Raw genomic sequence first — 26,511 nt, 5'->3', positions numbered from 1 at the left:
ATGCCGAGGCAGTCTACGCCGGATCAGACCTGACTCAAATCACTCTGCATGTCGCCCAGCAGCATCGGCATCTGCTCGCCGAACAGGTGCGGATAACAGGTTTCCAGGTGTTTGAAGAAGAAGGTCTCGGGGACATCGGCGAATTGTCCGTGGTCCAGCACGTACTCCATCATCTGCTCGCCCTGGCGGTTGAAGGGGTGGAATACGCTGTCGTGGCGGCCATCGAACTCCAGTGGCGCCACATCGTACATCTCGCAGAGTTTCCGGTTGAACGCCGGCGTGGCCTTGACCCAGCGCCCTTGCAGGTACAGCTCGGTATAACCGTGCATGGCAAACACGTCACTGCGCAGCAATTCCAGCAAACGCGGGGTCGACAGGTGATTGCGCACGTCCGCCAGGCCGATCCGCGCGGCGATCCCGCAATGCCGCGCGCAACCGGCAAGCAGGGTGGCCTTGGGCACGCAGTAACTTTCGCCCGCGGCCAGGGCATGGCTGCCACGCAGGGTCTCGGGGTCGCGACTGAAGGTGTAGGGGTTGTAGCGCACGGCCTCGCGCACCGCGTAATAGAGGCTCACCGCCTGCTCCAGCGGATCGCTGCTGGGGCCACGATGAGTTTCCGCGAACTCCACCACCGCGGGATGGTCACTATCGATGAAGCGGCTGGGACTCAAGTACTCGTGCATGGAGATATCTCCGAGTGAAGTCTCGAGTCTAACGACGGCCTCATCCCAGCGATAACGACGTTTCGGCCAAACATCAGAGGCTGCCGCTTCGAGCCTGACAAGATCGACAAGCTGCTGACCCGATGCCTGACGCGCTGCGTCCGCTTCTTCTTACCGCTTCAAGCGCACTGCCCTGTCACCCCTTTTGTCGGATGCCGACTAAGCTCTTTGGGTGATTTTGCCCCTGGCTTCACGGAGGATTAAATATGCTGTTGTTGTGGATACTGGTTCTGCTGGTCGGTATTGCCTACCTGGCCCACCGCCGCATCGCCCCCCTGCCCGCCCTGGGCGTGGTGGCCGTCTACCTACTGGCCATGGGCGCCTTCAGCCATGCACCGGGCTGGTTGCTGCTGATCTTCTGGGTATTGCTGGCCGCGGTGGCGGCGCCCTTGCTACTGCCCGACCTGCGCCGCAAGTACTTCAGCGCCCCGCTGTTCAGCTGGTTCCAGAAAGTCCTGCCGCCGATGTCGCAAACCGAACGCGACGCCATCGATGCCGGCACGGTCTGGTGGGACGGTGAACTGTTCAGCGGCCGTCCGGACTGGAACAAACTGCTGGCCTACCCGAAAGCGCAACTGAGCGAAGAGGAACAGGCCTTCATCGACGGCCCCACCGAAGAACTGTGCGCCATGGTCAGCGACTGGCAGATCGGCCAGTCCATGGACCTGCCGCCCGCGGCCTGGGAGCACATCAAGCAACACGGCTTCTTTGCCCTGATCATTCCCAAGGAGTTCGGCGGCAAGGGTTTCTCCGCCTATGCCCACTCGCAAGTGGCGATGAAACTGGCAACCCGCAGCGGCGACCTGGCGTCCACCGTGATGGTCCCCAACTCCCTCGGCCCGGCCGAATTGCTGCTGCATTACGGCACCGACGAACAGCGTAACCACTACCTGCCGCGGCTGGCCCGTGGCGACGATATCCCGTGCTTCGCCCTCACCGGCCCGCTGGCCGGTTCCGACGCTGGCGCCATGCCCGATACCGGGGTGATCTGCAAAGGCCAATGGCAAGGCGAGGAAACCATCGGCCTGCGCCTGAACTGGGAAAAGCGCTACATCACCCTGGGCCCGGTCGCCACCCTCCTCGGCCTCGCCTTCAAGGCCTACGACCCGGACCACCTGCTGGGCGAGGATGAAGACTTGGGGATCAGCCTGGCGCTGATTCCGACCGACACCCCCGGCGTGGAAATCGGCCGCCGCCACCTGCCGCTCGGCGCCGCCTTCATGAACGGCCCGAACTCCGGCAAGGACGTGTTCATCCCCCTGGACTTCCTTATCGGCGGCCAGGAAATGCTCGGCAAAGGCTGGATGATGCTGATGAACTGCCTGTCGGTCGGCCGCTCCATTTCCCTGCCGGCCGTCGGCACCGGCGCGGCCAAGTTCACCAGCCTGGTGACCGGCCAATATGCCCAGGTGCGTGAGCAGTTCAACGTCCCGCTCAACGCCTTCGAAGGCATCCAGGAAGCCCTGGCCCGCATCGGTGGCAACGCCTGGCTGATGGACAGCGCGCGCATGCTCACGGCCAATGCCGTCGACCTGGGGGAAAAACCCTCGGTGCTGTCGGCGATTCTCAAGTACCACCTGACCGAACGCGGCCGCGAGTGCATCAGCCACGCCATGGACGTGCACGGCGGCAAGGCCATCATCATGGGCCCGAACAACTACCTGGGCCGCAGCTGGCAAGGCGCTCCGATCTTCATCACCGTGGAGGGCGCGAACATCCTCTCGCGCAACCTGATGATCTTCGGCCAGGGCGCCATTCGCTGCCATCCGTTCGTGCTCAAGGAAATGGCCCTGGCCGGGCGCGAAGACCACGATCAGGCGCTGGTCGAATTCGACGGCCTGCTGCTCAAGCACATCGGCTTTGCCGTGAGCAATGCGGCCAGCACCTTGGTGCTGAACCTGGGCCTGGGGCACTTGGAACAAGCGCCGGGGGACAAGCTCAGCCAGGGTTATTTCCGAGCCCTCAATCGCCAGGCCGCGGCCTTCGCCATGCTGGCCGACCTGAGCATGATGCTGCTGGGTGGCGAACTGAAACGTCGCGAACGCCTGTCGGCACGCCTCGGCGATGTGCTCAGCCATATGTACCTGGCCTCCGCCGCCCTCAAGCGCTACCACGACCTGGATTCGCCGGAGCATCTGCAACCACTGTTCACCTGGGCCATGGAAGAAAGCCTCGGCCAGTCGGAACGGGCGCTGGACGAACTGCTCGAGAACTTCCCGAACCGGGTGCTGGGCTGCCTGCTGCGGGTGGTGGTCTTCCCGTTCGGCCGCCGTCACAAAGGCCCGTCCGATGAACTGGATGCCGAGGTCGCCGCGATCATCGGCCGGGCCAAGGGCGACCCGACCCTGGAAGAACTGCTGGCTGGCTGCTACCGCCCACAATCGGCAGAGGACCCGGTCGGCGCCCTGCAACAGGCCTTCGACTTGTTGAGCGCCAGCCATCCTCTGCAGAAAAAACTGCACGAGGCGCTGAAAAGCGGCCAGGTCAAACCGGTCGCCGGCGAACATGCCATCGACGCCGCGCTGGAAGCCGGCGTATTGCAACCGGTGGAAGCCCAGACCCTGCGCGAGGCTGAAGCCGCCCGCCGCAAAGTCATCGACGTCGATGACTTTGCCAAGGAAGAGCTGACCCTGAGCGAAGGGAAAACCCGCTAAGGCGCAAGACCGTCAGGCGGATTATGAAACCGGGCGCGGGAGCTATATACTCCCGCGCCCGTTTTGCTGTTGAGGACTCATGTCATGTCCAACGTCGTCGCCGATCACCTCGTCCTGCTCGACCATTTGCGCAGTATCCTGGTCGCCGTGGGTGAAGCCGAGCAGGTTCCCGAAGAAAGCCATGCCTTGTTCCTGGAACGCTTCGACGAACTGCGCGCCTCGCTGCCGATCGACCCGATCGAAAGCCAGTACCTGGGCCAGGACCTGCTGTGCCAGGTGATGCAGCGTTATCCACAGGTCGCCCATCTGGTACCGCGCGACCTGCTGTGGTTCTTCGCCGGGGATTGCCTGCACTACATGCCCGACGAAGAAATCGACCTGTACCAGGCGCTTGAAGAACGCCGCTACGAGGCCGAGCAGAACGATGAACCGTTCGACTGGAACCAGGAAAAGCAGCTGCTGGCGCTCTCCGCCCAGGACAGCAAGCACTGAGTCCGGCCCGGACACTCCAAAGGCCCGCACGGTTGAACCGGCGGGCCTTTTGTTTTTCTGCCCATGAGCGGCTGGCTCAGCCGGCGCCATCGCCTTCGGGCTGTTCGTAGCCTTTGGCTTCCTGCTTGCCCTGCCGACTCAAGGTCGGCTCCTTGGCCAGGCACTCCACCAGGTAATCGATGAATACCCGCAGCTTCGGCGGCAGGTAACGGGTCGGCGAATGCAGCAACCAGGCGCCGCCATGGTAGGAGGCGAGAAACGTCCAGTCCGGCAGTACCTGCACCAGCAAGCCCTGCTCCAGGGCATGCCGCGCGGTGAAGTACGGCAAGCTGCCGATGCCAATATGCTCCAGCACTGCTCCCAGCCTTACCCCGGTGTGATTGGCCGCATAACGCCCGCGCACGCCGACGGTCACCGACTTGCTGCCCTTCTTGAACTTCCAGCGCGCATCGCTGGGGGTTTCGCCCAGGTAAATGCAGCTGTGGTTGAGCAGGTCGTGGGGATGGCTCGGCGTCCCGTGCTCGGCCAGGTACTGCGGCGTGGCGCACAGCATATGGTCGATGGTCAGCAACTGGCGCCCGACCAGCCCCGCCGGCGGTCGATCGGTGATGCGGATGGCCAGGTCGACGTTATCGTCGATCAGGTCGATGTTGCGATCTTCCAGCAACAGCTCGACATCGACCTTGGGATAGCGTCGCAGAAACTCGGGCATATAGGGATGCACGACAAAACGCCCCACCGCCTTGGGCACGCTGACCCGCACCAGCCCTTCGGCCTCATGGGTGAATTGACCGCTGATTTCCATCACCGACTTGGCGGCGCTGACCATCTCGCTGCAACGCTTGAACACCTCCTCGCCCCCTTCGCTCAAGCGCAACTTGCGCGTGGTGCGTTGCAGCAGGCGAATTGCCAGCGCCTTCTCCAGCCGGGAAATGCTGCGGCTCACCGCCGACGGTGAAGAGCCCAGCTGGCGCGCGGCTTCGGAGAAGCTGCCGACCTCGACGACCTTGACGAAAATCGCCATTTCACCCAGCAGCGGAAGGGGGAGATTTATGCTCACAGCACAACAGTCCTTTGAGGTTTGAACGGATTATCACGCAATTCCGCCGCACCATATAATTAAAAAAGACATTTTAATAAGGGCACGGAATATGACGCTTCGCCTCTTTTTTCATAATGATGAACTCAAGGCCAACGTTGAAGTGCTCGAATGCACCCCGCAGGACAACGAATTCGCGGTGGTCCTGCGTGCCACGATTTTTCATCCCCAAGGCGGCGGCCAACCCTGCGATACCGGCTGGATCGGCGAAAGCCAGGTATTGCGCGTGGTCCAGGAACCCGAGCGGATCGTTCATTACGTCAGCCAGCCGGTGCAACCGGGCATGGTCCAGGTCCAGGTCGATGAACAGCGCCGCCAGTTCAATACCCGCATGCACTCGGCCGGGCACCTGATCGGCCATTTCGGCGAAACCCGCGGCTGGGTCCCGGTCAAGGCCCATCACTGGCCTGGCGAGGGCCGCGTGTCCTTCAAGCCCGGCGACAGTCCGCAGGAACTCGACGTCGACAGCCTGCAGAATGGCATCGATCACTGGATTGCCGCCGACCTGCCGCGCCTGGTCTCGCTGCGTGAAGGTTCGCGGGAAATCGGTTTTGGCGAGCTTCCCGCCTATGGTTGCGGTGGTACCCACGTGAAGCGCCTGAAGGAATTGGGCAACGTCACTATCGCCTCCCTCTCGCAAAAGAAAGGAATGCTTTCAGTTCACTACCACGTGGACTGATTCATCGGCGGTGTCGCCTTGCACATCACGCGACGCATCGCCTGACACAGGGGAAACCCGCGTGCGCGGGTTCGACGACTATCGGATAGAGGGATCTGCAGATGATGCTTGACGTCGAGCGTCTCGATGAGACGTGCATAAAAAAACTGGCCCAGGAACAAGTGCTCGCCCTGCGCATCAAGAACTTCCTGCCGCACGCCCAGGCGATCCAGCTGGGCGACAAGATTCTCGCTCCCGGCTTCGAGGGCTACATCAACGCTCCCAGCATCGGCCGTATCGGCATGGCGTTTTACGAAGCGGAAAACCAGCCGCTGCTGATCGAGGACTATTTCGAGCGCGCCACCGCCAACATCGACGAACTGCGTTCGCGCTGCGCGCCCTACGCCTCTCCTGTCGACACCCTGCGCTGCATGCTCGACGAGTCCTGGCCCGCTGGCGCCCACCTGGAAAACCTGTACGGGCGCAAGATGTACGTCGGCCTGTCCCGGGTGGTGAAGCCCGGCGTGTGCTTCCTCGCCCATCACGACATTTTCGCCAAGGACGCCCCCGACAGCTTCCAGGCCCACAGCCTGGAAGCGCAGTTCGCCTGCAACCTCTATCTGAACATGCCCGAGGCCGGCGGCGCCCTGCAGATGTGGAATCACGATATTTCACCCGACCAGTTCGACGAGATGCGCGGCGACAGCTACGGCATCGATCCCACCCTGCTCGGCACACCCTCGCTGGAAGTCCGCCCGGAGCCCGGGGATTTCATCATGTTCAATTCAAGGCGCATGCACGCCGTCACCCCGGGGGTGGCCAACCCGCGCCTGAGCCTTTCCTTTTTTGTCGGCTATCGCGGCAGCTCGTCCCCCCTGACCTTCTGGAGTTGAAATGCTTTCCAACTATCTAGGCGAATTCCTGGCCCTGGCGACCATCCACTTTCTCGCCGTGGTGGCTCCCGGGCCCGACTTTGCCGTGACCATCCGCCAGAGCGTGCGCTTTGGCCGGGTGGTCGGGCTGTGCACGGCCATCGGCATCGGCGCGGGGATTTCCGTGCATGTGCTGTACACCCTGCTGGGGGTCGGTGCGCTGATGCACACCACGCCATGGCTGCTGAGTGTGGCCAAGGTGGTGGGCGGTGCCTACATTCTTTATCTCGGAGTCAGCCTGCTGCGCAGCAAGCCCAAGACTTCGATCGAAGGCAGCGATGCGGGTAATGATCAAGCACAGCGGCAGACTTTGCCCAAGGCCTTCATGACCGGCTTTCTGACCAACGCCACCAACCCCAAGGCCACGCTGTTCTTCCTGGCGATTTTCACCACGGTGATCAGCGCCACCACGCCCCTCAAGGTGCAGGCGCTCTACGGCGTGTGGATGTGTTGCGTGAACGCGCTGTGGTTCGTGATCGTCGCGCTGTTCTTTTCCAGCCCGCGGGTGCGCTTGCTGTTCATGCGCATGGGCCATTGGTTCGAACGGACCATGGGGGTGATCCTGATTCTGTTCGCCGGGCGCCTGATCCTGTCGATGTAAGCCTCCCAACGCCCTGCTCGATCGAGCCGCCGGCAACTGGCGGCTTGATCCAGACTTTGCTCAGTGCAGATCCACGGTCAACGGATGGATGACAGGGCCTGAAGCAGGGCTCCCTGCGGTTTTGCCATTTCATCCAGTACTGAAAAGTGCGTGCAGCCCGGCACGTGAATCAGCTGCACAGACTCTCCTCGAGCCAAGGCCTGCTTGGCGTATTCATCCGACTGGCGGACCAGTTCCGACAGCTCGTCGGCGCCTACCGCGACCCATGTATTCGCGCCCTTGTCGATATGATACAGCGGGCTATACGCATCGATTTCCGCCTCCGAGAGACTCAGCTTCTCGTTCAGCCACGACAGGCTGATGGGTTCCAGGTCGACCAGTGCGCTGATGGCCAGGACATCGGTCACCCATGGGTGCGAGCGGAACTGCAGCGCCAGGTGTCCGCCTGCCGAGTGCCCGCTCAAGACCACCTTGTGCCCTGCGATCCCCAGCTGATCGGCGTCGGCCTGGAGATGCTCGAGCAGGCTGCCAATCTCGCTGACGATCTGGGTCATCGAGGCTTGCGGCGCAAGCGTGTATTCGGCCAGGACGACGTTGAACCCCGCCGCCAGGGGCCCGGCGGCGATGAATGCAAAGTCTTCCTTGCTGCAATTCTGCCAATACCCGCCATGGATGAAGATGAGCGTCGGGGCGTCGGCTTTTCCACAAGGCAGCCAGTCATAACGCTGTCGAGGCGCCGTGCCGTAAGGCAGGTTGAGGCGACCGGCCGCAGAGGCATAGAAACTGGCGCTACGCGCCTGCAAGGCGGCGTAGATACCGGGGAAATCCGGCACCGCTTGCGTATTGTTGTACGCCGCATCGAGTTGGGCTTGATTCATGTCGCGATAGAGAAGGGTCATTGTCATCTCCGGTGGAAGGAATGTTTGAAAGGGCTTGGCCAGCGATCTGCGGTTCGTTCGGACTTATCCGTATTGGCCAGGGTGACTTCAGGGGATCGGCTTCGCTGTCCACGGCTGCTCTCTGTGCGAGGAGTGCCACGCGTGGTGGGGGTTGTAGGCAGGAAGGTGGGCAGAACGCGGCGCGAATGCGTTAAAGAGTGAGTGGAGCCCATGTCAGACGTAAATCAGTCGATTCTTAAAACTTATAGGATTTTTCTTACCAACCACCTTGAGCGAACGGGCGGCGCTGGGCGAGCTCAACCAGCGCCGCCATCGTTCGTGATGGGATTGTCGGAATGCTTTCCTAGTAATCAGTTCGTCGTGCTCAAGCCCGCGCAGGATCGCGTTGAGTATTCTCCAGCGCCTGTCGCAGCACCTGCTGCGTCAGGGGCTTGAACACCACATCGTCCATCCCGGCGGACAGGCAGCGCTGGGTTTCCGCATCCTCGGCGCTGGCGGTCGCACCAAGGATCCAGCAGCGCCTGCGCCCCTCCTCGCGCTCCTTCTGGCGGATGCGCAGGGTCAAGTCATAGCCGCCCAGGCGCGGCATCTGGCTGTCGGTGATCAACACGTCGTACTCGGCAGCCAGCCAGGCTTCCCAGGCCGCCTGCCCATCCTCGACCAGCGTCACGCGATGCCCCAGGACCAGCAATTGCTCTTCCAGCGTCAGCCGGCTGAACGCATTGTCTTCGGCGACGAGGATGTTCAGCGAAAGCGCCTCCGTGATCGCTTGTGGCACTTCTGCCGCGGCTTCGGCAGGCGCCTCGACCAGGGGCAGTTGCAGGGTCACGCTGAAGCAGGAGCCGATATCCGGCTCGCTGCTCAGGACGATGCTGCCGCCCATGAGTTCGACCAATTGCCGGGTGATATTCAGCCCCAGGCCGCTGCCAAAGGTTTGCCCGGCCTGGGCCGAGCCGACCTGGGAGAATGGCTGGAACAACCTGGCCTGATCCTCCTCCGAGATACCGATACCGCTGTCGATCACCTCCAGCACCAGGTGCAGATGCTCTGCCTCCCGGCGGCCCGAGGCATGCAGCGTCACCCTGCCCCGCTCGGTGAACTTGATGGCGTTGCTCAACAGGTTGAACAGCACCTGTTTCAAATGCAGCGGATCGATCAGCACCCATTGCTCCATGTCGCCCGTGAACTGCATCTCGAACGCCAGGTGCTTCTGCCGCGCCATGCCGACCACCAGGGGCGCGATAGCTTCAATCTGCGCCTTGAGCTGCACCGGCTCCGGTGCGGAATCGATCATGCCGGACTCGATCCGGGTCAGGTCGAGCACATTGCCGAGCAGCAACAGCAGCCCCTGCGCGGCCTCTTGCGCGATCGCCAGCGAAGCCTGGTCCAGCTCGCCCCGTTCGGCCTTCTGCTGCACCACTTCCTGCAGGCCGATGATGGCGTTCAGCGGGGTTCGGATCTCATGGCTCATGGTGGACAGGAACACGCTCTTGGCCTCGTTGGCTGCTTCGGCCTTCTCCCGCGCCAGCGCCAGCTCGCCTTCGGCCTGGCGAGTCTTGCGCACCTGGCGGGTCAGGTAGAAACCCCAGATCAGCGACAGCAGGACCAGCAAGCCGAATACACCGCCGAGCCGCAGGATATTACTGCGGTGATCACGCCAGAAATGGCTGCCGGTGGTAGAAATACGAGGTTCCCAATGCGCCACGATGTCCGCCACCTCCTCCGGGGTAATGGCGACCTGAGCCTTCTCCAGGATGCTGCGCAACTCTTCCTGCCCCTTCAGCACCCCAAGGCTGACCGGCCGGGAGAACTCGTCGAGAATGCCGATCACCCGCAAGCGATTGTTGAAACGCTGCGCGGACAGGAAACGGCCGGTGTAGTCACTGCCGATGAACGCGTCGCTACGTCCGTCATCGACACTGCGCATGGCCTCCAAAAAGTTGGGATAGATCTGTAGCCGGATATCTGGATAGTCCTGCTGGATGATCGGGTTGATGAAGTAGCCGGGGACGCTGGCCAGGCGCTTGCCTTGCAGGTCTTCAAGGCTATGAAAAGGGCTGCCCTGGGTGCGTGCGGATCGTGGTCCGGCCATCAGCACGACCGAGCTTCTCAGATAAGGAAGGAGGATATCCATATCCGCCTCGGTATCAGGATCTGCCGAGGTGACCGAGGTCATCAGGGTCTGGCCCTGGGTTATCTGCGCCTTCATCTCGGTATAGTTCTGCGCCCGGACAGGGCGAAACGTCAGGCCGCTTCGCTGGCTGATCAACTTGAGGTAATCGGGGCCGATACCCCGTACCTGCCCACCGCTGTCCAGTTGCCCCAATGCTCCGAGAGAGTCACTGACGCTCACCGGGATTTCCGGGTGTGCCGCCAGCCAACGGTTCTCGGCGGGCGTCAGTTTCACGCGCTGCTGGGTCAGGCGCAGGCTGCTCCCCGCACTCCAGTTACGCAGGATCTTTTCGCTATGCCGCGAGCGTATGGACGGCAAGGCGCGTTCGATCACGCCATGCAATCGCGTATCGGAAGCGCGCACCAGGAAACCGAAACCACGGCTTTCCACCGGAGCGAAGTTTTCGATATGCAGGTCCAGCAGGTAGTTGATGTTGATCAGGTAGTGAGCCGACACCGCATCGTCGATCACCCCATCGACCTCACCCAGGCTCAATGCCTCGAGCGCGCGCAGCGGCGAGACAAAGGGCAGGACCTGGCTGTTCGGATAAGCGGCGGAGACTTTTTCCTCGGCACGATAGCCGGCAAATACGCCGAGCCGGGTGCCGGTTTTCTCTGGGTCGAAGGGGTGGCTCTCGGCTGTTACCAGCACGGGTTGGTTCGGTTCATAGGCCTGGGTCAGTAGCAGGCCGTGGTCCTCGGCATCCACCGCGGAGCCGCCGCCGACCAGGTCGATCTCGCCATTGTGCAACGCGGTCAACGCCGCCTGCCGGGAAGCAAACAGACGGACGTGAGGGGGGATTTCGAACAGCAAGGCCAGATAGTCCGCGGTGATTCCCTGAAAGCGATTGACGTCGAGCATGCCCAGCGGCGGGTAGTCGGGCAGTGCCACGCCGATCGTGAGCGGACCTCTGCTTGCCAGCCACTGGCGGTCTGCTTCGCTCAGCCATGGTCGGCTGGTCACTGCCACCCTTGCGATAAGCGAGATGTCTGATTCCTGCGCGAGCAGTAGCGGCGATGGAGCAAGTAACAGGCAGAGAACGACAATCCGACAGCACGCTGGAATCATGGAATACCTTCCTGGAATTCGAACCCCGGCAACCGGAGTAAGCGGGCCATTGCCCCACGAACAACAGCATCACCCTCTTATGGAAAGTGACGCTTTGATCTGTGGCAAATAGGGGATGGATCAAGAGTGATCCGTCGGTATTCTAGCCGGGCGCCGGCTGTTGTGAAATCAGCGGCGAGAACCTCTCTTGAGCGGCCTTCCATTTGCTCTCTGGCGCGCTCGGAAAAGCTGGATAACAGCGGGCTGGCGACAGAGATCCGGCCGGGCTGGGAACAGGTCGGCGAGCAAAAGGATTTGTGCCCGCCGCCAATCAATCAGTTGTAGTTGATAACGAAGCTCATGGTCGCATCGCCTTTGCCCGGTTTCATCTCGTCCCCTGTCGGAGCGTACTTGGCTTTGCCGGAGAATCGGTAAATGGAGCCATCGGCAGCATCCCTGTTCCAGTCGAGAGCGACGGATCGGGCGATGTCGAACGGCAACTTGACGCCCTTGTCGTTGACCAGGGAAATTCCCACCCCCGATGCGACACCGGACTGGCCCAGATTGGAAAGCTTGAGCATGCCGTCGGCCTGGGAGGTGCCTTCGAAGTAGACTTTCACCGGGACTTTTGCACCAGACGTCAACCCGCTACAGCGCACATCGAAGTTGAACGGCACCTCCCTGGCGCTACCATTCTTGATGTGCTGGATGGTTTGTTTACCCATCTGCACATTGACCGCCGCGCCCACCGACTCGCATCCGGAAAAATACACATCGTTGACCAGTTCGGTAGTGCCTTGCCCTTTGACCTGAAGGGCAGCACCTCCGGCTACCCAATCTATGGTGAACGCCATGGGTACACTTTTTCCTGACTCTACATCGCGGCCCGTGCGGATGATCCTCGTTACTAGATACGAAGGGAGCGCCTTACCTCCCAAGTTATGAAGCCCCTGGCTATAGAAAGGACACACCAAAGAACCCCACCAGTTCAAACAGAATTGAACGCCAAGGCCTTTGACACCTGTTTCATAAACCTTAGGTATCGCCGATGGTTTCAGTGCAGTACTGATGCGGATAGTGAGCTCCTGGTAATCATCAGAGCACGTAAAAGAACCACTCCAGAGCCTCACCTCATGCCTGGCAAGTTCCCCTCCAATAGGAGCTTCCTTAATGGCGGCCTGAGAGGGTAAAACGATGTCCAGCGCTCGCGGGATATCCGGATACGTACAAATTGCAAACGCCTCCCGAACAAACAGACCGGATAAAAACATCAAGACAAGTACCAGTTTTCGCATATAAATAGAATTCCTTCCCACGCCCCGTTAAGTGTCCGAGTACAAATCGATGATGGCCAAAAGAAGTAGCAAGAAAGTTTCCGTCGCTACCAAAAAGACGCCAAACCTCAGCCGGAGATAGTACTGTCGTATTTGAGGATTCCGCCGTAATCACCAATGACTTCGAATTCAACCTTGAGGTCGTTGGCCTGGACGCCGTTCGGCAGTTCGGGAATCTCGACCTGGGCAGTGGTGGTCGGCGCGACCATATCGATCGGTGCAGTGAAACTCTTGCTTCCCATCCGCAACGTGATCGCGGCAAAAGACTGATGGAAAGCCGATGGATTGGTCACTTCCAGATAGGGTTTGCCGTCTTTGGCCAGCAGCCGCCACTTGAGCTGTTGCGGGGCCTGCACGACCTTTCCCGGTAGCCCGGCTGGCCGGTAGAACAGCTTGAGACGCTGCTGCACGGCGATTTGCAGGGTATTGTCCTCCCGGGACTTTTGCGGGACCTCGCGCACGTTCAGCCAGAACACCGACTCCTTGTCGGTCGGCAAGCCCTTGCCGCTGTAGAGGATGCGCAGCACTTGCTGCTCGCCACTCAGGCGCTTGAGCACCGGGGTGAGGGCGAAGGGCACATCCTCGCTCTTGTCAGCCCCTTCTATCCAGGCCTGGAACATCAGGTCCTCGGCCGCGCTGTTCTTGATCACCAGGGAGGCTTGCTTGCTCGGTGCCGCAAGCACCACACGGGTGTTTTCCAGATTGATGCCAGCCTGGGAAGAGGTAGAAAAAAGCAGGGACAAGCTGGCCAGAATCACTCCGGCGATGACTGGAATCTTCACGGTAAATGCTCTACTCCGTGTGAATCGAACGGCTGAGGCCCAGTGTTTCGCCTTAGTGAAAAATATCGATGGCGCGATAAGGCCACTGTGCCGATATGAGTAACGTTCGAATGGATCGGGGGGAGGAAATTTACATGAGATAATTCTTATTATCAGTAGGACGATTCTCAAAATCCCCCTGATTCTGGGCCGTCGCGCCAATATCCAGCGCGGAAATCGTAAGCACAGGCAGCGCCCCCCAAGGACGACTCCTTGGGTATTTGCAACCCTGAATTTTCAGGTCGATATGAATGTGCGGCCGTTATTTAAATAATATGACTGCTAACTTCATGCCCCATCGACCTGACTACCGACAAAAACAAACGCAATATAAAAATCTGGAGATCAAGCGAATATAAGTCGACTCCCTCAAGACAAATAACCGCCCCATCATTTATATCCGAACCTCAATTCCAACAATCACCACGCAAAACTTTCAGCGACACTGAAACTTCCCAATACCGCCGCGCCTCGCCTCCAAAAAAGAGGCTAGCCAGAAGCGGTCCGAGCATGCAGCCAAAACAAAAGCAGCGCGGGGTATGGCACAAAGCCCGTCAATGCGGCCCTTTTACAGCGTGAGGCAGGACAAGCCTCAACAGCAGCGAGCAAGAGCCTCCTGCCTCCCCATTCAAACAGGAAAGGGCTAACCACCAGTTAAGAAAGTTCTGGTTTTTTTGCCCCCTGCCTTTTGCTTAATTAATCACCCCGGCCCAACCAGCAAATACAAGCAACTCCCAGAAGGCTCCACAGCCGCGCCAATTAATGCTTGAAGCAAACAAGTCAATCGAACATCGAAAGTATGGAACCCCCTTTAAAGCCCATGACTCGATAAAGGTTTTTCATACCCCATCCAAACAATCGGTCCCAAGTGCACGAAATCCAATTTGGTTGAGAGAAACAGCCCGCGATTGCGTATTGGCGCAGCACCCGACGGACCAAGCGTTCTTCCCTCCTTCCCCCATGGCTTGGGAGGACTGACACACCGTCTTTCACGATCGCTCGGAGCAGGCCGTCATTCCCGCTCCACACCCGTAGTACCCGTTCTGCTGGGGGGACCAGCAGAGTATTCACTTAGAGGATGCACCATGAACAAAAGTTATGCATTGATCTGGAACCAGGCCACTGGTTGCTGGAACGTCGCCAGCGAAGGCACCCGACGCCGAGGCAAATCAAGCCGGCTCAAGGTCGTGATCGCCGCCGGCTTCTCGCTGCTGGGCCTGCTGGCTCAGGCCCCGGCCTTCGCCCTGCCGGGAGGAGCGGCGATAGTCGCGGGCGAGGCCGGCATTCACACCACCAGCGACGGCAAGCAAATGACCGTCGAGCAGCAGAGCAACAAGCTGATCACCCACTGGAACGACTTCAGCGTCGCCGGCGACGAAAGCGTCAGCTTCCATCAGCCCGGTAGCCAGTCGGTCGCCCTCAACCGAGTGGTCGGCACCAACGGCAGTGATATCCAGGGCCGCATCGACGCCAACGGCCAGGTGTTCCTGATCAACCCCAATGGCGTGGTCTTTGGCAAATCCGCCCAGGTCAACGTCGGCGGCCTGGTGGCCTCCACGCAGAACATCAGCGACAAGGACTTCCTCGACGGCACCTACCGCTTCGCCGGCGACTCCAGCGCTGCGGTGAGCAACGCCGGCCAGATCACCGCCAGCGAAGGCGGCAGCGTCGCCCTGCTCGGCGCACAGGTCAGCAACAGCGGCGTGATCCAGGCGCAAATGGGTAGCGTCGCGCTGGGCGCGGGCAAGGACTTCAGCGTCAACTTCGACGGCAACGGCCTGCTCAACCTGCAGGTGAACGGTGCCGCGGTGGATGCCCTGGTGCAGAACGGTGGCCTGCTCAAGGCCGACGGCGGCCAGGTATTGATGACCGCCAGCAGCGCCAGCAGTCTGCTGAAAAACGTGGTGAGCAACCAGGGCGTGATCGAGGCCAAGACCTTGCAGAACAAGGCCGGCAAGATTGTCCTCGACGGTGGCGACAACGGTATCGTCCAGGTGGCCGGACGCCAGGACGCCAGCGCCCTGGGAGGCCAGGGCAACGGTGGCGTGGTGGAAAACCGCGGTGCCCGGGTCGAAGTGCAACTGGCCGCGCAAGTGGACACCCGCGCCGACAAGGGATCGACCGGTACCTGGAAGATCCTCTCGGACGAGGTGAGCGTTTCCAAGGTAGACAACAGCACCCGCGGCCTGGTCATCGGTGGCGGCCTCAACGGCAACAGTGCAACAGGTGGCACCACCGGCGCTGCCCCGACCTTGCATGCCGATACCCTGGCCCAGAACCTGGCCCGGACCAACGTCGAACTGAGCAGCAAGGGCAACCTGTCGGTCAACCAGGCGGTTTCCTGGAACAGCGGCAACAAGCTCGGCCTGACCGCCGAACGCGGCGACGTCCAGCTGAACGCGGCCTTGAACGCCACCGGCGCCGGCGCAACCCTGGCCCTGAATGCCGCGCAGGGCGGCATCCGCCTGAATGACAATGTCGCGTTGAGCGGATCGGGAGCCAGCCTTGAGTTGAATTCCAAAAACGGCCACAGCCTCAAGGATGACAAGAGCGTCACCCTCTCTGGTGCGGATGCCCGCTTCAGCGCCAACGGCGAGGCCTATCAGGTGGTGCAGAACCTGAAGCAGCTGCGCGATATCGAAAACGACATGACTGGCCGTTATGTACTGGGTAACCAGATCACCGGCCAAGGCCGCTTCAAGACGCTTGGCGAAAAAAGCGCCTTCACCGGCAAGCTCGATGGCCTGGGCAATACCATCAGCGACCTATCGATCTATGGCACCGGTGCCTTTGTCGGGCTGTTCAGCGCAAACCTGGGGCAGATCAGCAACCTGAACCTCGAACGCATTTCAGCCAGCGGCGCCGATTCCAACGACTACAACACCCAGGTCGGCAGCCTTGCCGCGATGAACATGGGTAGCATCCGCAACGTCAAGGCCAAGGATGTACGGGTGACCGGGGCGTCTCACTTCAACACCCTGGGTGGCCTGGTCGCTCTCAACCTGAACGGCGACATCGCCAACTCCTCGGCCAGCGGCCTGGTGATCGGCAACAAGTACACCTATGCAATGGGTGGCCTGGTGGCCGAAAACGTCTCCAGCTCCGGCGGCGTGGCGAGAATCACCAATAGCCATGCCGATATCAACCTCAGGGGGCAAATGAACAGTGATATCAGAAACGCAGGTGGATTGGTGGGCTCGAACCGCGGGGTCATCGCCAACGCCTCCAGCACCGGCACGATCAGCCTTGCCGCCGCCAACCTGAACATCGGTGGCCTGGTCGGTGAGAATACTGGGGCTGGCAGCATCACCAACTCAAGCTCCAGCACTCATATCTCGGGTAACCAGGCGCGTCGGATCGGTGGCCTGGTCGGCTCCAACCTGGGTTCTCTGACCAACTCTCACGCCAGTGGCGAGGTAACCGGCAACGGCACGGAAGCGATTGGCGGCCTGGTGGGCAAGAATCAGGGGGGGGCGATCGCCAACAGCTCTTCCAGCAGCAGCGTGTCCGACCTGTACGGTAAAAATGTAGGCGGCCTGATTGGCCACAACCAGGGCGGTCGCATCGATAACGCCTCGTTCTCCGGCACGGTAAAAGGCGGCAGGACTGCCAATATCGGTGGCCTGATCGGCCTGAACCAGGACAGTTCGGTCAGCAACAGCTCGGCCAAAGGCAATGTGTCAGGTTTGTACGATAGCAATGTGGGTGGTCTGATTGGCTACAGCCAGAACAGCCATATCGATAACGTGACCGTCTCTGGCGCGGTGAATGGCGACCGCAAGGCGAAGGTCGGCGGACTGATCGGTTTTAGCGAAGACTCCTCCATCGCCAACGCATCTTCCACCTCGATGTCCGTTACTGGTGGCAATAACACCTTTATCGGTGGCCTCGTCGGCTATAGCCAGAATAGCGATATCGCCAACTCATCGGTATCCACCACAGTGACCAGCGGCAGCGGAAGCCAGATCGGCGGCCTGGTCGGCTACAGCAAAAATACCGACATCACCAACGCCTCGGCATCCGCCACGGTGACTGGCATCGGCAATAACCTGGCCGGCGGTCTGGTGGGCCACTACGAGGATAGCCGTATCACCAACGCCTCGGCATCCGGCACGGTGAGCAGCGGCAACGACAGCATGGTCGGCGGCCTGGTTGGTTACAACCAACGTGGCGATATCACCAACTCCACGGCATCCGCCGCGGTGAGCGGTGGCGACAATAGCCAGGTCGGCGGCCTGGTCGGCAGACAACAGGGCAAAGTCACCAACTCCTTCGCCAAAGGCTCGGCCAAAGGCGGTCGCTATAGCAGCGTGGGAGGTATGGCCGGGTCGAATGAAGGGGAGATCCGCAACTCCACAACCACCAGTGACGTCAGCGGCGGTTATGGCGCGCGCCTGGGCGGGCTGGCGGGAATGAACTTCGCCAAGATGTACCAGTCGTCAGCAGGTGGCAAAGTCGATGGCTCTGCCTCCGCCGGACAATTCTACGGTGGCCTGGTCGGCATCAACTCCTGGTCGGAATTGCAATCCAACAACAGCGTCTTTGGTGAAGCGGCCAAGGTGCAGCCGGTTGGCCTGCAGTTCTAAGAGCAGAAACCCTGCCCCTCGTCATAGGGGAGCAGGGCTTGTTGTCTGAGTGAAAAAGAGGGGGGTAATGATTCAGCCGAATCATTGCCCCTCTCTTTTTATCTGGCCCCTCTCTGCGCCCTCCTCCCGTGCTCTACTTCTCGGCCGCGGCCTCAACAGGGTCGACACCCGAAACGCTGGACCGGGTGAGGCGGTAGATGGATGCGCAGTAGAACAGTAGCGCCAAGGTCGCCAGCAAGCCGCCGGCCAAGCCGACATAGGCGAACCCGAGCTGGCCCCCTACCCAACTGCCAAGCAGCGCGCCACCACCGATGCCGATGTTGTAGATCCCCGAAAACAGCGCCATTGCCACATCGGTCGCGTCCGGCGCGAGCACCAGGACCCTGGATTGCAGCGCCAGCCCGAAGCCCATGATCGCCATCCCCCAGATCAGGCTGAGCCCGCCCAGGTACGAGACCTCACCACTCAATGGCAGCAGCAAGGCCAGGCACAGAATGAGCAAGGCCACCGTCACCAGCAGAAAGCGCTGCGGGCTGTAGCGGTGAAACCTGCTGAACAACAGCGAGCCAAAAATACCCGCCCCGCCGAACAGCAGCAGGATGAGGGTCACCACATCGCCACTCAAGCCGGCGACCACCTTGATGAAAGGCTCGATGTAGCTGTAGGCAGTGAACTGCGCGGTGACCACCAGGGCCGTCAACACATAGAGCGCCACCAGCGCAGGCCGCTTGAACAATATTGGCAGGCTCCGGAGAGAACCCGAGTTCTGGCTGGGCAACAACGGCAAGCTCCTGGCCAGCCAGAACACCAGCGCAACAGCCAGGCCGGCGATCACGATAAAGGTAGTGCGCCAGCCCATGGCCTCGCCCAGCAACCGGCCGAGGGGAATACCCAGCACCATCGCCAGGGAGGTACCGGTGGCCAGCAGGCCCAGGGCCTGGACCTGTTTTCCCGGTGGTGCCAGACGCACCGCCAGGGATGCGGTGATGGACCAGAACAGCGCATGGGATAGGGCCACACCGATCCGGCTCAGCAACAGCATGCCGAAACTCGTGGCCAGCCCCGACAGGATGTGGCTGGCAATGAACATTCCGAACAGCACGAGCAACAGCTTGCGCCGCTCGACGTTGCGCGTCAGCAGCATGACCGGCAGCGAAGTCAGGGACACTATCCAGGCATAGAGGGTGAGCATCAGGCCGACCCGGTCCGTCGACAGATCGAAGCTGCTGCCGATCGAGCTCAACAGCCCGACGGGAACGAACTCCGTGGTGTTGAACACAAAGGCCGCCAAGGCCAGTGCGATGACTGCCCGCCAATTACCCTTAGTTGTCGCCACGCAGATACTCATTTAAAGGTTGCACCACGCTATCGATGGTCAATCAGGCCCGGACCGTCGCAAACCCCGTGCCAAGCGCGCGCTCACAAAGGCTGGGCGCACGGTCGGGAGCATGCAGGCGCCGAACAGGACTGCGCCAGCGTACAGGACAAGGGGAAAAACAGCGCCATCCCGCGCTACAGGGGACAAATGGACCGAAGCTCGGCCACTGCCGACAGAAACGAAAAAAGGGTCCCGAATGGGACCCTTTTTCGATGAACTACAGACCTTTGAAAATCTGTAGCTCTATGTTTGGAGCGGGAAACGAGACTCGAACTCGCGACCCCGACCTTGGCAAGGTCGTGCTCTACCAACTGAGCTATTCCCGCAAATGGCGTCCCCTAGGGGACTCGAACCCCTGTTACCGCCGTGAAAGGGCGGTGTCCTAGGCCACTAGACGAAGGGGACACGCTACCCGGAACACATGGTGTGTGTTTCGGTGTCCAGATCCGCATCCGAAGACTTGGTTCTGGTTTCACTCAGCCCCGCCCGAAAGCAGTGCCGTTTAAAATTGGAGCGGGAAACGAGACTCGAACTCGCGACCCCGACCTTGGCAAGGTCGTGCTCTACCAACTGAGCTATTCCCGCATTGGCGTCCCCTAGGGGACTCGAACCCCTGTTACCGCCGTGAAAGGGCGGTGTCCTAGGCCACTAGACGAAGGGGACACACTACAACATTCACTCCCTGCCGCGTTTCGCTGTGTGCTTTACGCTGCAAGTGGCGCGCATTCTATGGATGGATTGGAGGGTCGTCAACCCCCTGATATAAATTTATTTAAATCAATGACTTCGGGGTGGTTTGCGAGCCCTTTCGGGCATTTGTGCAGCCTGTGCCTTGACGCCTATATTCTGACACTCGACAAGGCGCTATAGTCCACATCCATAGGTGATGGCAATATGAAACCAGCCAGACATTTCCTATATAAGCAGAGAATCGGCCTGTTTCTGCTCGTCGACCTGCGCTAGGCGCCCCAAGGCTAAGTCACTACACTCGCCACTCGTACGCGAACCCCAGAAAGAGGTCTTACACGGTGACACCACTCATGATCACCCTGCTAGTAGTAGCCGGGATCGTACTTTTGATCGCCATTGGCTACATGAACCATGTGGTGGAAAACAACAAACTGGAAAAGGCCCGTACCAAGGTCGAACTCAATGACCGCCTGCGCCGCTGCGGCGAAATCACCGAGACCTTCCCCGGCCAGTTCATGTCGCCAGCGCTCAAGCTGCTGATGACCCGCCTGGAGCTCAACGTCGTTCAGCGCCTGTTGAACCTGAACAAGTCCGATGCCGCGCTCAAGGCACGTATTACCGAGTTGAATGCGCTGGTCGGCCAGGGCGAATCGATTCCGGTCAACAACCCGCCCTGCCCGATCCAGACCGAAGCCAAGGCCAAGGACGTGCGTTTTCTCCTGGAAGCCCTGCATGGCCAGGTGACGCGCGCCGCCCAGGACGGTTTCCTGCCGACCAACGAAGCCAAGCACTGGATCAGGGAAATCCGCCACATTCTGGTGCTGCTGCACATCGAGTTCTTCAACAATCTCGGCCAGTACGCCCTGCAGCAGGAGCAACCCGGCCAGGCGCGCCTGGCGTTCGAGCGTGGCGTGCAGTACCTGCGCAAGCAGCCGGACCCGTCGGTCTATCGGGAACAGTTGGAGTACCTGGAAAAACTCCTGGCCCGCTCCAACGCGATGGTGTTGACCAACACCCAGCCGGTCGAAGGCGAGGTCAACCAATTGACCGAAGGCCTGAAAGTGGTCGAAGCCGACGCCGACTGGAAGAAGAAAGCCATTTACGACTGACCGGCAACAGCCGTGCGAGCAACTCGCACGGCACGGCCTATAAAGGCTGCGCCCCTGGCGGCGCAGCCTGTAGCAAGCATCCGCGGCATTACAACCGGAAATGCCCGACCATCCCCTTCAACTCCGCCCCCAACTGCGCCAGCTCGATGCTCGACGCTGCATTGCCCTGCATGGCCAGTGACGACTGATCGGCACTGGCGCGGATGCTGGTGACGCTGCGATTGATCTCTTCGGCGACCGAGCTTTGTTGTTCGGCGGCCGCGGCGATCTGCTGGTTCATCTGCTGAATCAGCGACACCGCCGTGGCGATGCTGCCCAGCGCGCTTTCGGTCTGCAGCGCATCGCTGACCGCCAGCTTGACCAGTTCACCGCTGCTCTGGATCTGCTGCACCGAGGACTGCGCCGCCGAGCGCAAGGCACTGACCAGGCGCTCAATCTCTTCGGTGGATTGCTGGGTGCGCTTGGCCAGGGCCCGCACTTCGTCGGCGACCACCGCAAAGCCCCTGCCCTGCTCGCCGGCACGCGCCGCTTCGATGGCCGCGTTCAGCGCCAGCAGGTTGGTCTGCTCGGCGACACTCTTGATCACGCTGAGCACGGTGCCGATGTTCTGGATCTCGGCGCTGAGGCTTTCGATGCTGGAACTGGCGCTGCTGGCCGAATCCGCCAATTGTTCGATGCGCTGCATGCTCTGGCGCACCACCTGCTGGCCACTTTCGACCTTGTCGTCGGCGGTCTGCGCCGCTTGCGCCGCTTCTTCGGCGTTGCGCGCGACATCGTGCACGGTGGCGGTCATCTGGTTCATTGCCGTCGCCACCTGCTCGGTTTCTTCCTTCTGGCTGCTGACCTCCAGATTGGTCTGCTCGGTCACCGCTGACAGCGACTGGGCGGAGCTGGCCAACTGCTCGATGCCCGCCTGCAAGCCGCTGACAATACCGCTCAGGCCACTGCCCATCTGTTGCATCGCCAGCATCAACTGGCCGATTTCATCCCGGCGCGTCACTTCCACTGTCGCGCTCAGGTCGCCGGCGGCGATCTGCTGCGCCACGCGCATCACGCTGCGCAGCGGAGTGACGATCAAACGGGTAATGATCCAGGCCGCCAGCACGCCCACCAGCAATGCCAGGGCCGACGAAGCGACGATCAGCAGCGAGTTCTTTTTCAGCTCCGCCTGCATCGACTGATCCTGCGCGCCGTACGCCTGGTCGACCCGCTCCATCACCTGCGCTGCGCGCTCGTGCAGCTGCTGATAGACCTTTTTCTCCTGCGCCAGCAAGCCGGTGTATTCAGCGAGCTTTTCGCTGAAGCCGCCGATATGCCCGACCACCTCGTTGAGCACGGTCTGATAACCGGCGTCCTTGACCACGGTCTTGAGCTGCTCGGCCTGGGCCAGGGCCTGGTCGGCCTGCTCGATCTTGCCCTGCTCGACCTCTTCCTCGCCCTTGCGGCTCTGGTCCAGGCGCACCCGGGCTTCGTTCATGGCTTGCAGCATCAGGCGCGAGACCTGGCTGACCTGATTGGCCTGCTCGACGAACTCGCTGCCCTCCTTGCCGGCGGATTCCTTGAGCGTATAGGTGCCGTCATCGGCCAGACCGGCCTGCAGTACGTCGAGGTTGTTGGCCACGCTGGACACCGACCAGCTGGCCATTTCCAGCGCCAGGTCCTTGGCCTGGGTCAGCTCGACGAACTCGTCGAAGGCCTTGCGGTAAGCCCCCAGCGCCTGCTCGACGTCGGTCATCACCGGCACGTTCGCCGCCGAGCGCTCCTTGAGCTGCGCCGCCAGCCCCAGCAGGCCATCGACGCCCTCATGCAAGGCGTCCGCGGTTTTTGCGTCGCCGTGCAAGGCATAGTTCTGTTCGAGCAGGCGGACCTTGAGCAGACCGCTGTTGAGCGACGACATCTGCTTGAGGCCATCGAAACGCTGGCTGATGGTCTGCAGGGACCAGACGCCTATGGCCGCCACCAGCGCTGTCAGAAGCAGCACCAGGGTGAAACCGACACCCAGTTTTTTCGCCATGCCGAGGTTGGCAAAACGTCCGTTCGTGGCCGAATTCATTGCGCTCAGTCCCCTTCCAGTCCCCAATGGCGACAGGGCCATTGTCCAGTTTTGCAGGTTCGCAACGGGCTGCACTGGAGCACAAGTATCTGGCGTCGGAATAATGGCAAAAAGCTACGTTCAGGTCGTTTTCAGAATGGTCGAGGTCGATCCGGTACAGCCCTGGCAACGCGCGTTCATCAGGGCCGTCGATAAGGCAGGCGAGCCTCAGATGGCGGTGGCGCCACCGTCGACCGCCAGCGCATGGCCAGTGGTGAAGGCCGCGCCGTCGCTGCACAGATACAGCACCGCGCTGGCGATTTCCTCGACCTTGCCGATCCGTCCGACCGGGTGCATGGCCGCGGCGAATTCGGCTTTCTTCGGATCGGCCTCGTAGGCGCGGCGGAACATGTCAGTGTCGATCACCGCCGGACACACCGCGTTGACGCGGATTTTCTTCTTCGCGTACTCGATGGCCGCCGACTTGGTCAGGCCGATCACCGCATGCTTGGAGGCGGCATAGATGCTCATCTTCGGCGCAGCACCGAGACCGGCCACCGATGCGGTGTTGACGATGGCCCCGCCGCCCTGGGCAAGCATCAGCGGCAACTGGTGCTTCATGCACAGCCAGACGCCCTTGACGTTGACCGCCATGATCGCGTCGAACTCGTCCAGGGTGCCGTCTGCCAGCTTGCCCTTCTCGATTTCGATCCCGGCATTGTTGAAGGCATAGTCGAGGCGCCCGTAGAGGCTTGCCACCTGTGCCATCAGGTTCTGCACATCCGTCTCGTCGGTGACGTTGCAACGCACGAACGACGCCTCGCCACCGGCGGCGCGAATCAATTGCACCGTGCCTTCGCCGCCGGCGACGTCCAGGTCGGCCGCCACCACTTTCAGCCCCTCTGCGGCGAACGCCAGGGCCGTGGCCCGGCCAATACCCGCCGCTGCGCCGGTGACCAAAACGACCTGGCCGGAAAACGTCATGCTCATGGTGATGCCCTCGATGGAATGCATGGATCGGATTGGCCCAGTCTAGGCACAGGCAACGGGCACGCGGCAGCACTATCAGAGGGCCGGTTGCCCACTTATCCGCGCTGGTGATGAAGACGGCCATACGACCATCACGCCTCTGGATCGCGCCCTATTCGCTACAGCGGCAAACCTTGCGGCATCAGGGCTGAAGGTCTATCAACTAGGGTTCCATTGATCCTCGAGTGCCTGCCATGACCACCCTGACCAATCGCCAGTTTCTGCTCGCCAAACGCCCGGTGGGCGCGGCAACCCGCGAAACCTTCACCTACCAGCAGGTTGCCGTCGGCGAACCGACGGCCGGGCAGATCCTGGTGAAGAACCAATACCTGTCCCTCGACCCGGCCATGCGCGGCTGGATGAACGAAGGCAAGTCCTACATCCCGCCGGTGGGCATTGGCGAAGTGATGCGTGCGCTGGGCGTGGGCCAGGTGATCGCCTCGAACAACCCCGGCTTCGCCGTCGGCGACTACGTCAATGGCGCCCTGGGCGTGCAGGATTATTTCCTCGGCGAGCCGCGCGGCTTCTATAAGGTCGACCCGAAACTGGCGCCGCTGCCGCGCTACCTGTCGGCCCTGGGCATGACCGGCATGACCGCCTATTTCGCCCTGCTGGACGTCGGTGCGCCAAAGGCCGGTGAAACCGTGGTGCTGTCGGGCGCGGCCGGCGCGGTGGGCAGCATTGCCGGGCAGATCGCCAAGATCAAAGGCTGCCGGGTGGTCGGCATCGCCGGTGGCCAGGACAAATGCAAGTTCCTGATCGATGAGCTGGGCTTCGACGGGGCCATCGACTACAAGAGCGAAGACGTCCATGCCGGCCTCAAGCGCGAATGCCCGAAAGGCGTCGATGTGTATTTCGACAACGTTGGCGGCGACATTCTCGATGCGGTGCTCAGCCGCCTGAACTTCAAGGCGCGGGTGGTGATCTGCGGCGCCATCAGCCAGTACAACAATAAGGAAGCGGTCAAAGGCCCGGCCAACTACCTGTCGCTGCTGGTCAATCGCGCGCGCATGGAAGGCTTTGTGGTGATGGACTATGCGGCCCAGTTCGCCGCCGCCGGGCAGGAAATGGCCGGCTGGATGGCCAAGGGGCAGCTCAAGAGCAAGGAGGATATTGTCGAGGGGCTGGAGACTTTCCCGGAAACGCTGATGAAGCTGTTCAGCGGCGAGAACTTCGGCAAGCTGGTATTGAAGGTTTGAGACAGGCTTTTTGAATGGCGTTGGCTGGTCGATTGTTTCGCGAGCAAGCTCGCTCCTACAGGAAACGCGTCCCCTGTAGGAGCGAGCTTGCTCGCGATAGCGCGAAGCGCGCTTACGCCAGCTCGGCTACCACGGCCGCCAGGGCCTTGGCCGGGTCCGCCGCCTGGCTGATCGGACGGCCGATCACCAGGTAATCGGAGCCGGCATCCAACGCCTGGCGCGGAGTAAGGATGCGCCGCTGGTCGTCCTGGGCGCTGCCCGCCGGACGAATCCCCGGGGTCACCAGTTGCAGCGACGGGTGCGCGGCCTTCAGCGCCTGGGCTTCCAGGGCCGAACAGACCAGACCGTCCATGCCGGCCTTTTCCGCCAGGGCGGCGAGGCGCAACACCTGCTCCTGCGGTTCGATATCCAGGCCGATGCCAGCCAGGTCTTCTCGCTCCATGCTGGTCAGCACGGTCACGCCGATCAGCAGCGGTTTCGGGCCGCTGCGCTGGTCGAGCACTTCGCGGCAGGCCGCCATCATGCGCAAGCCGCCGGAGCAGTGCACATTGACCATCCACACGCCCATCTCCGCAGCAGCCTTGACGGCCATCGCGGTGGTGTTGGGGATGTCATGGAATTTCAGGTCGAGGAAGACTTCAAAACCCTTGTCGCGCAGGGTGCCGACGATTTCCGAGGCGCAACTGGTGAACAGTTCCTTGCCGACTTTGACCCGGCACAGCTTGGGGTCCAGCTGATCAGCCAGTTTCAGTGCGGCGTCACGGGTGGGAAAGTCCAGGGCGACGATGATAGGAGTCTGGCAAGCGGACATGAAGGGGGCTCTCAGGCAAGTCGAAATCGGCGCGGATTGTAGCGCAAGCGACGGCGCTCCGGGACCCGATGATCGGTAATTCATCGCCAACGGCGGCTTGCGTATCGATAAAACCGTGCAAATGCCCGAGCCTGGCGGCAATTGTGTCAAGCCCGATACACTCCCGACACGCCGACAACAACCAGCCCGGCTACCCTCGCCAGCCGCAACACTCCCGAACAGCACTTCCAGCCCCAGGGCCGGAC

At 61.3% G+C, this 26,511-nt stretch carries 18 protein-coding genes, 4 tRNA genes and 1 pseudogene; 8 read left to right on the top strand and 15 right to left on the bottom strand.

Annotation, left to right across the window (positions count from 1 at the left end):
* Positions 1-23: 23 nt before the first annotated feature.
* A complete protein-coding gene (locus DK261_RS16760) occupies positions 24-683 on the bottom strand; it encodes a transglutaminase family protein (protein ID WP_038580923.1) in 660 nt (219 codons plus the stop codon).
* A 245-nt stretch (positions 684-928) separates the two neighbouring features.
* Here DK261_RS16760 and DK261_RS16755 point away from each other — a divergent pair, with 245 nt between their 5' ends.
* A complete protein-coding gene (locus DK261_RS16755) occupies positions 929-3,376 on the top strand; it encodes an acyl-CoA dehydrogenase (RefSeq protein WP_101282015.1) in 2,448 nt (815 codons plus the stop codon).
* 84 nt (positions 3,377-3,460) lie between these two features.
* Positions 3,461-3,868 carry a PA2817 family protein gene (locus DK261_RS16750; RefSeq protein WP_007931642.1) on the top strand — a complete coding sequence of 136 codons (408 nt, stop codon included), beginning with the start codon at positions 3,461-3,463 and terminating at the stop codon, positions 3,866-3,868.
* A gap of 76 nt (positions 3,869-3,944) precedes the next feature.
* Here the strand turns inward: DK261_RS16750 and DK261_RS16745 are convergent, their stop codons facing one another.
* Positions 3,945-4,928, bottom strand: coding sequence for a LysR family transcriptional regulator (locus DK261_RS16745; RefSeq protein ID WP_009047810.1), 984 nt, complete (start codon positions 4,926-4,928; stop codon positions 3,945-3,947).
* A gap of 91 nt (positions 4,929-5,019) precedes the next feature.
* On the opposite strand from DK261_RS16745, the gene DK261_RS16740 reads away from it, so the two are divergent.
* From DK261_RS16740 to DK261_RS16730, 3 genes are all read left to right on the top strand, one after another.
* The gene (locus tag DK261_RS16740; protein WP_009047809.1) at positions 5,020-5,646 is read left to right on the top strand and encodes a hypothetical protein; all 627 of its coding nucleotides are present in this window, start codon (positions 5,020-5,022) and stop codon (positions 5,644-5,646) included.
* A gap of 101 nt (positions 5,647-5,747) precedes the next feature.
* A complete protein-coding gene (locus tag DK261_RS16735) occupies positions 5,748-6,518 on the top strand; it encodes a 2OG-Fe(II) oxygenase (protein ID WP_009047808.1) in 771 nt (256 codons plus the stop codon).
* 1 nt (position 6,519) lies between these two features.
* Positions 6,520-7,158 carry a LysE family translocator gene (locus DK261_RS16730; protein WP_016702183.1) on the top strand — a complete coding sequence of 213 codons (639 nt, stop codon included), beginning with the start codon at positions 6,520-6,522 and terminating at the stop codon, positions 7,156-7,158.
* Positions 7,159-7,235: 77 nt separating this feature from the next.
* Here DK261_RS16730 and DK261_RS16725 read toward each other — a convergent pair whose 3' ends face one another.
* From DK261_RS16725 to DK261_RS16710, 4 genes are all read right to left on the bottom strand, one after another.
* The gene (locus DK261_RS16725) at positions 7,236-8,057 is read right to left on the bottom strand and encodes an alpha/beta hydrolase (protein WP_110176032.1); all 822 of its coding nucleotides are present in this window, start codon (positions 8,055-8,057) and stop codon (positions 7,236-7,238) included.
* Between the two features lie 364 nt (positions 8,058-8,421).
* Complete coding sequence (locus tag DK261_RS16720) at positions 8,422-11,298, bottom strand: ATP-binding protein (protein WP_110176031.1); 2,877 nt, start codon at positions 11,296-11,298, stop codon at positions 8,422-8,424.
* 314 nt (positions 11,299-11,612) lie between these two features.
* A complete protein-coding gene (locus DK261_RS16715; RefSeq protein ID WP_110176030.1) occupies positions 11,613-12,572 on the bottom strand; it encodes a fimbrial protein in 960 nt (319 codons plus the stop codon).
* Between the two features lie 107 nt (positions 12,573-12,679).
* A complete protein-coding gene (locus DK261_RS16710) occupies positions 12,680-13,393 on the bottom strand; it encodes a molecular chaperone (RefSeq protein ID WP_110176029.1) in 714 nt (237 codons plus the stop codon).
* 1,124 nt (positions 13,394-14,517) lie between these two features.
* On the opposite strand from DK261_RS16710, the gene DK261_RS16705 reads away from it, so the two are divergent.
* Complete coding sequence (locus DK261_RS16705; RefSeq protein ID WP_110176028.1) at positions 14,518-18,018, top strand: GLUG motif-containing protein; 3,501 nt, start codon at positions 14,518-14,520, stop codon at positions 18,016-18,018.
* A 133-nt stretch (positions 18,019-18,151) separates the two neighbouring features.
* Here the strand turns inward: DK261_RS16705 and DK261_RS16700 are convergent, their stop codons facing one another.
* The 5 genes from DK261_RS16700 to DK261_RS16680 all read right to left on the bottom strand — a co-directional run bounded on the left by DK261_RS16700 (position 18,152) and on the right by DK261_RS16680 (position 20,059).
* Entirely contained in the window at positions 18,152-19,366 is a 1,215-nt protein-coding gene (locus DK261_RS16700; RefSeq protein ID WP_016702188.1) for a sugar transporter, read from the bottom strand.
* Positions 19,367-19,646: 280 nt separating this feature from the next.
* Positions 19,647-19,722: transfer RNA gene (locus tag DK261_RS16695), tRNA-Gly, on the bottom strand.
* Between the two features lie 3 nt (positions 19,723-19,725).
* Positions 19,726-19,801, bottom strand: a tRNA-Glu gene (locus DK261_RS16690).
* Positions 19,802-19,905: 104 nt separating this feature from the next.
* Positions 19,906-19,981 (bottom strand) — tRNA-Gly (locus DK261_RS16685).
* A gap of 2 nt (positions 19,982-19,983) precedes the next feature.
* Positions 19,984-20,059: transfer RNA gene (locus tag DK261_RS16680), tRNA-Glu, on the bottom strand.
* A gap of 377 nt (positions 20,060-20,436) precedes the next feature.
* Here DK261_RS16680 and DK261_RS16675 point away from each other — a divergent pair.
* Positions 20,437-21,195, top strand: coding sequence for a hypothetical protein (locus DK261_RS16675; protein WP_110176027.1), 759 nt, complete (start codon positions 20,437-20,439; stop codon positions 21,193-21,195).
* Between the two features lie 88 nt (positions 21,196-21,283).
* Here the strand turns inward: DK261_RS16675 and DK261_RS33920 are convergent, their stop codons facing one another.
* The 3 genes and pseudogenes from DK261_RS33920 to DK261_RS16665 form a co-directional block, all read right to left on the bottom strand.
* On the bottom strand, positions 21,284-21,988 hold the full coding sequence (locus tag DK261_RS33920; RefSeq protein WP_371923087.1) for a methyl-accepting chemotaxis protein: 705 nt from the start codon (positions 21,986-21,988) through the stop codon (positions 21,284-21,286).
* Positions 21,989-22,195: 207 nt separating this feature from the next.
* Positions 22,196-23,092 (bottom strand): annotated as a pseudogene (locus DK261_RS33915) (methyl-accepting chemotaxis protein); the annotation flags it as partial.
* 363 nt (positions 23,093-23,455) lie between these two features.
* On the bottom strand, positions 23,456-24,217 hold the full coding sequence (locus DK261_RS16665; protein WP_110176103.1) for an SDR family oxidoreductase: 762 nt from the start codon (positions 24,215-24,217) through the stop codon (positions 23,456-23,458).
* Between the two features lie 233 nt (positions 24,218-24,450).
* On the opposite strand from DK261_RS16665, the gene DK261_RS16660 reads away from it, so the two are divergent.
* Positions 24,451-25,455, top strand: a complete 1,005-nt coding sequence (locus DK261_RS16660; RefSeq protein ID WP_110176026.1) for an NADP-dependent oxidoreductase — start codon at positions 24,451-24,453, stop codon at positions 25,453-25,455.
* A 112-nt stretch (positions 25,456-25,567) separates the two neighbouring features.
* On the opposite strand, the gene pyrF is transcribed toward DK261_RS16660, so the two are convergent.
* Positions 25,568-26,266, bottom strand: a complete 699-nt coding sequence (pyrF, locus tag DK261_RS16655; protein WP_007931610.1) for an orotidine-5'-phosphate decarboxylase — start codon at positions 26,264-26,266, stop codon at positions 25,568-25,570.
* Positions 26,267-26,511: the final 245 nt, after the last annotated feature.

It is taken from the genome of Pseudomonas sp. RW409 (genome assembly GCF_003184125.1).
GTDB lineage: Bacteria > Pseudomonadota > Gammaproteobacteria > Pseudomonadales > Pseudomonadaceae > Aquipseudomonas > Aquipseudomonas chlororaphis_I.
Note: the sequence above shows the minus strand (reverse complement) of the source record. Positions and strands in the feature narration are given on the sequence as shown.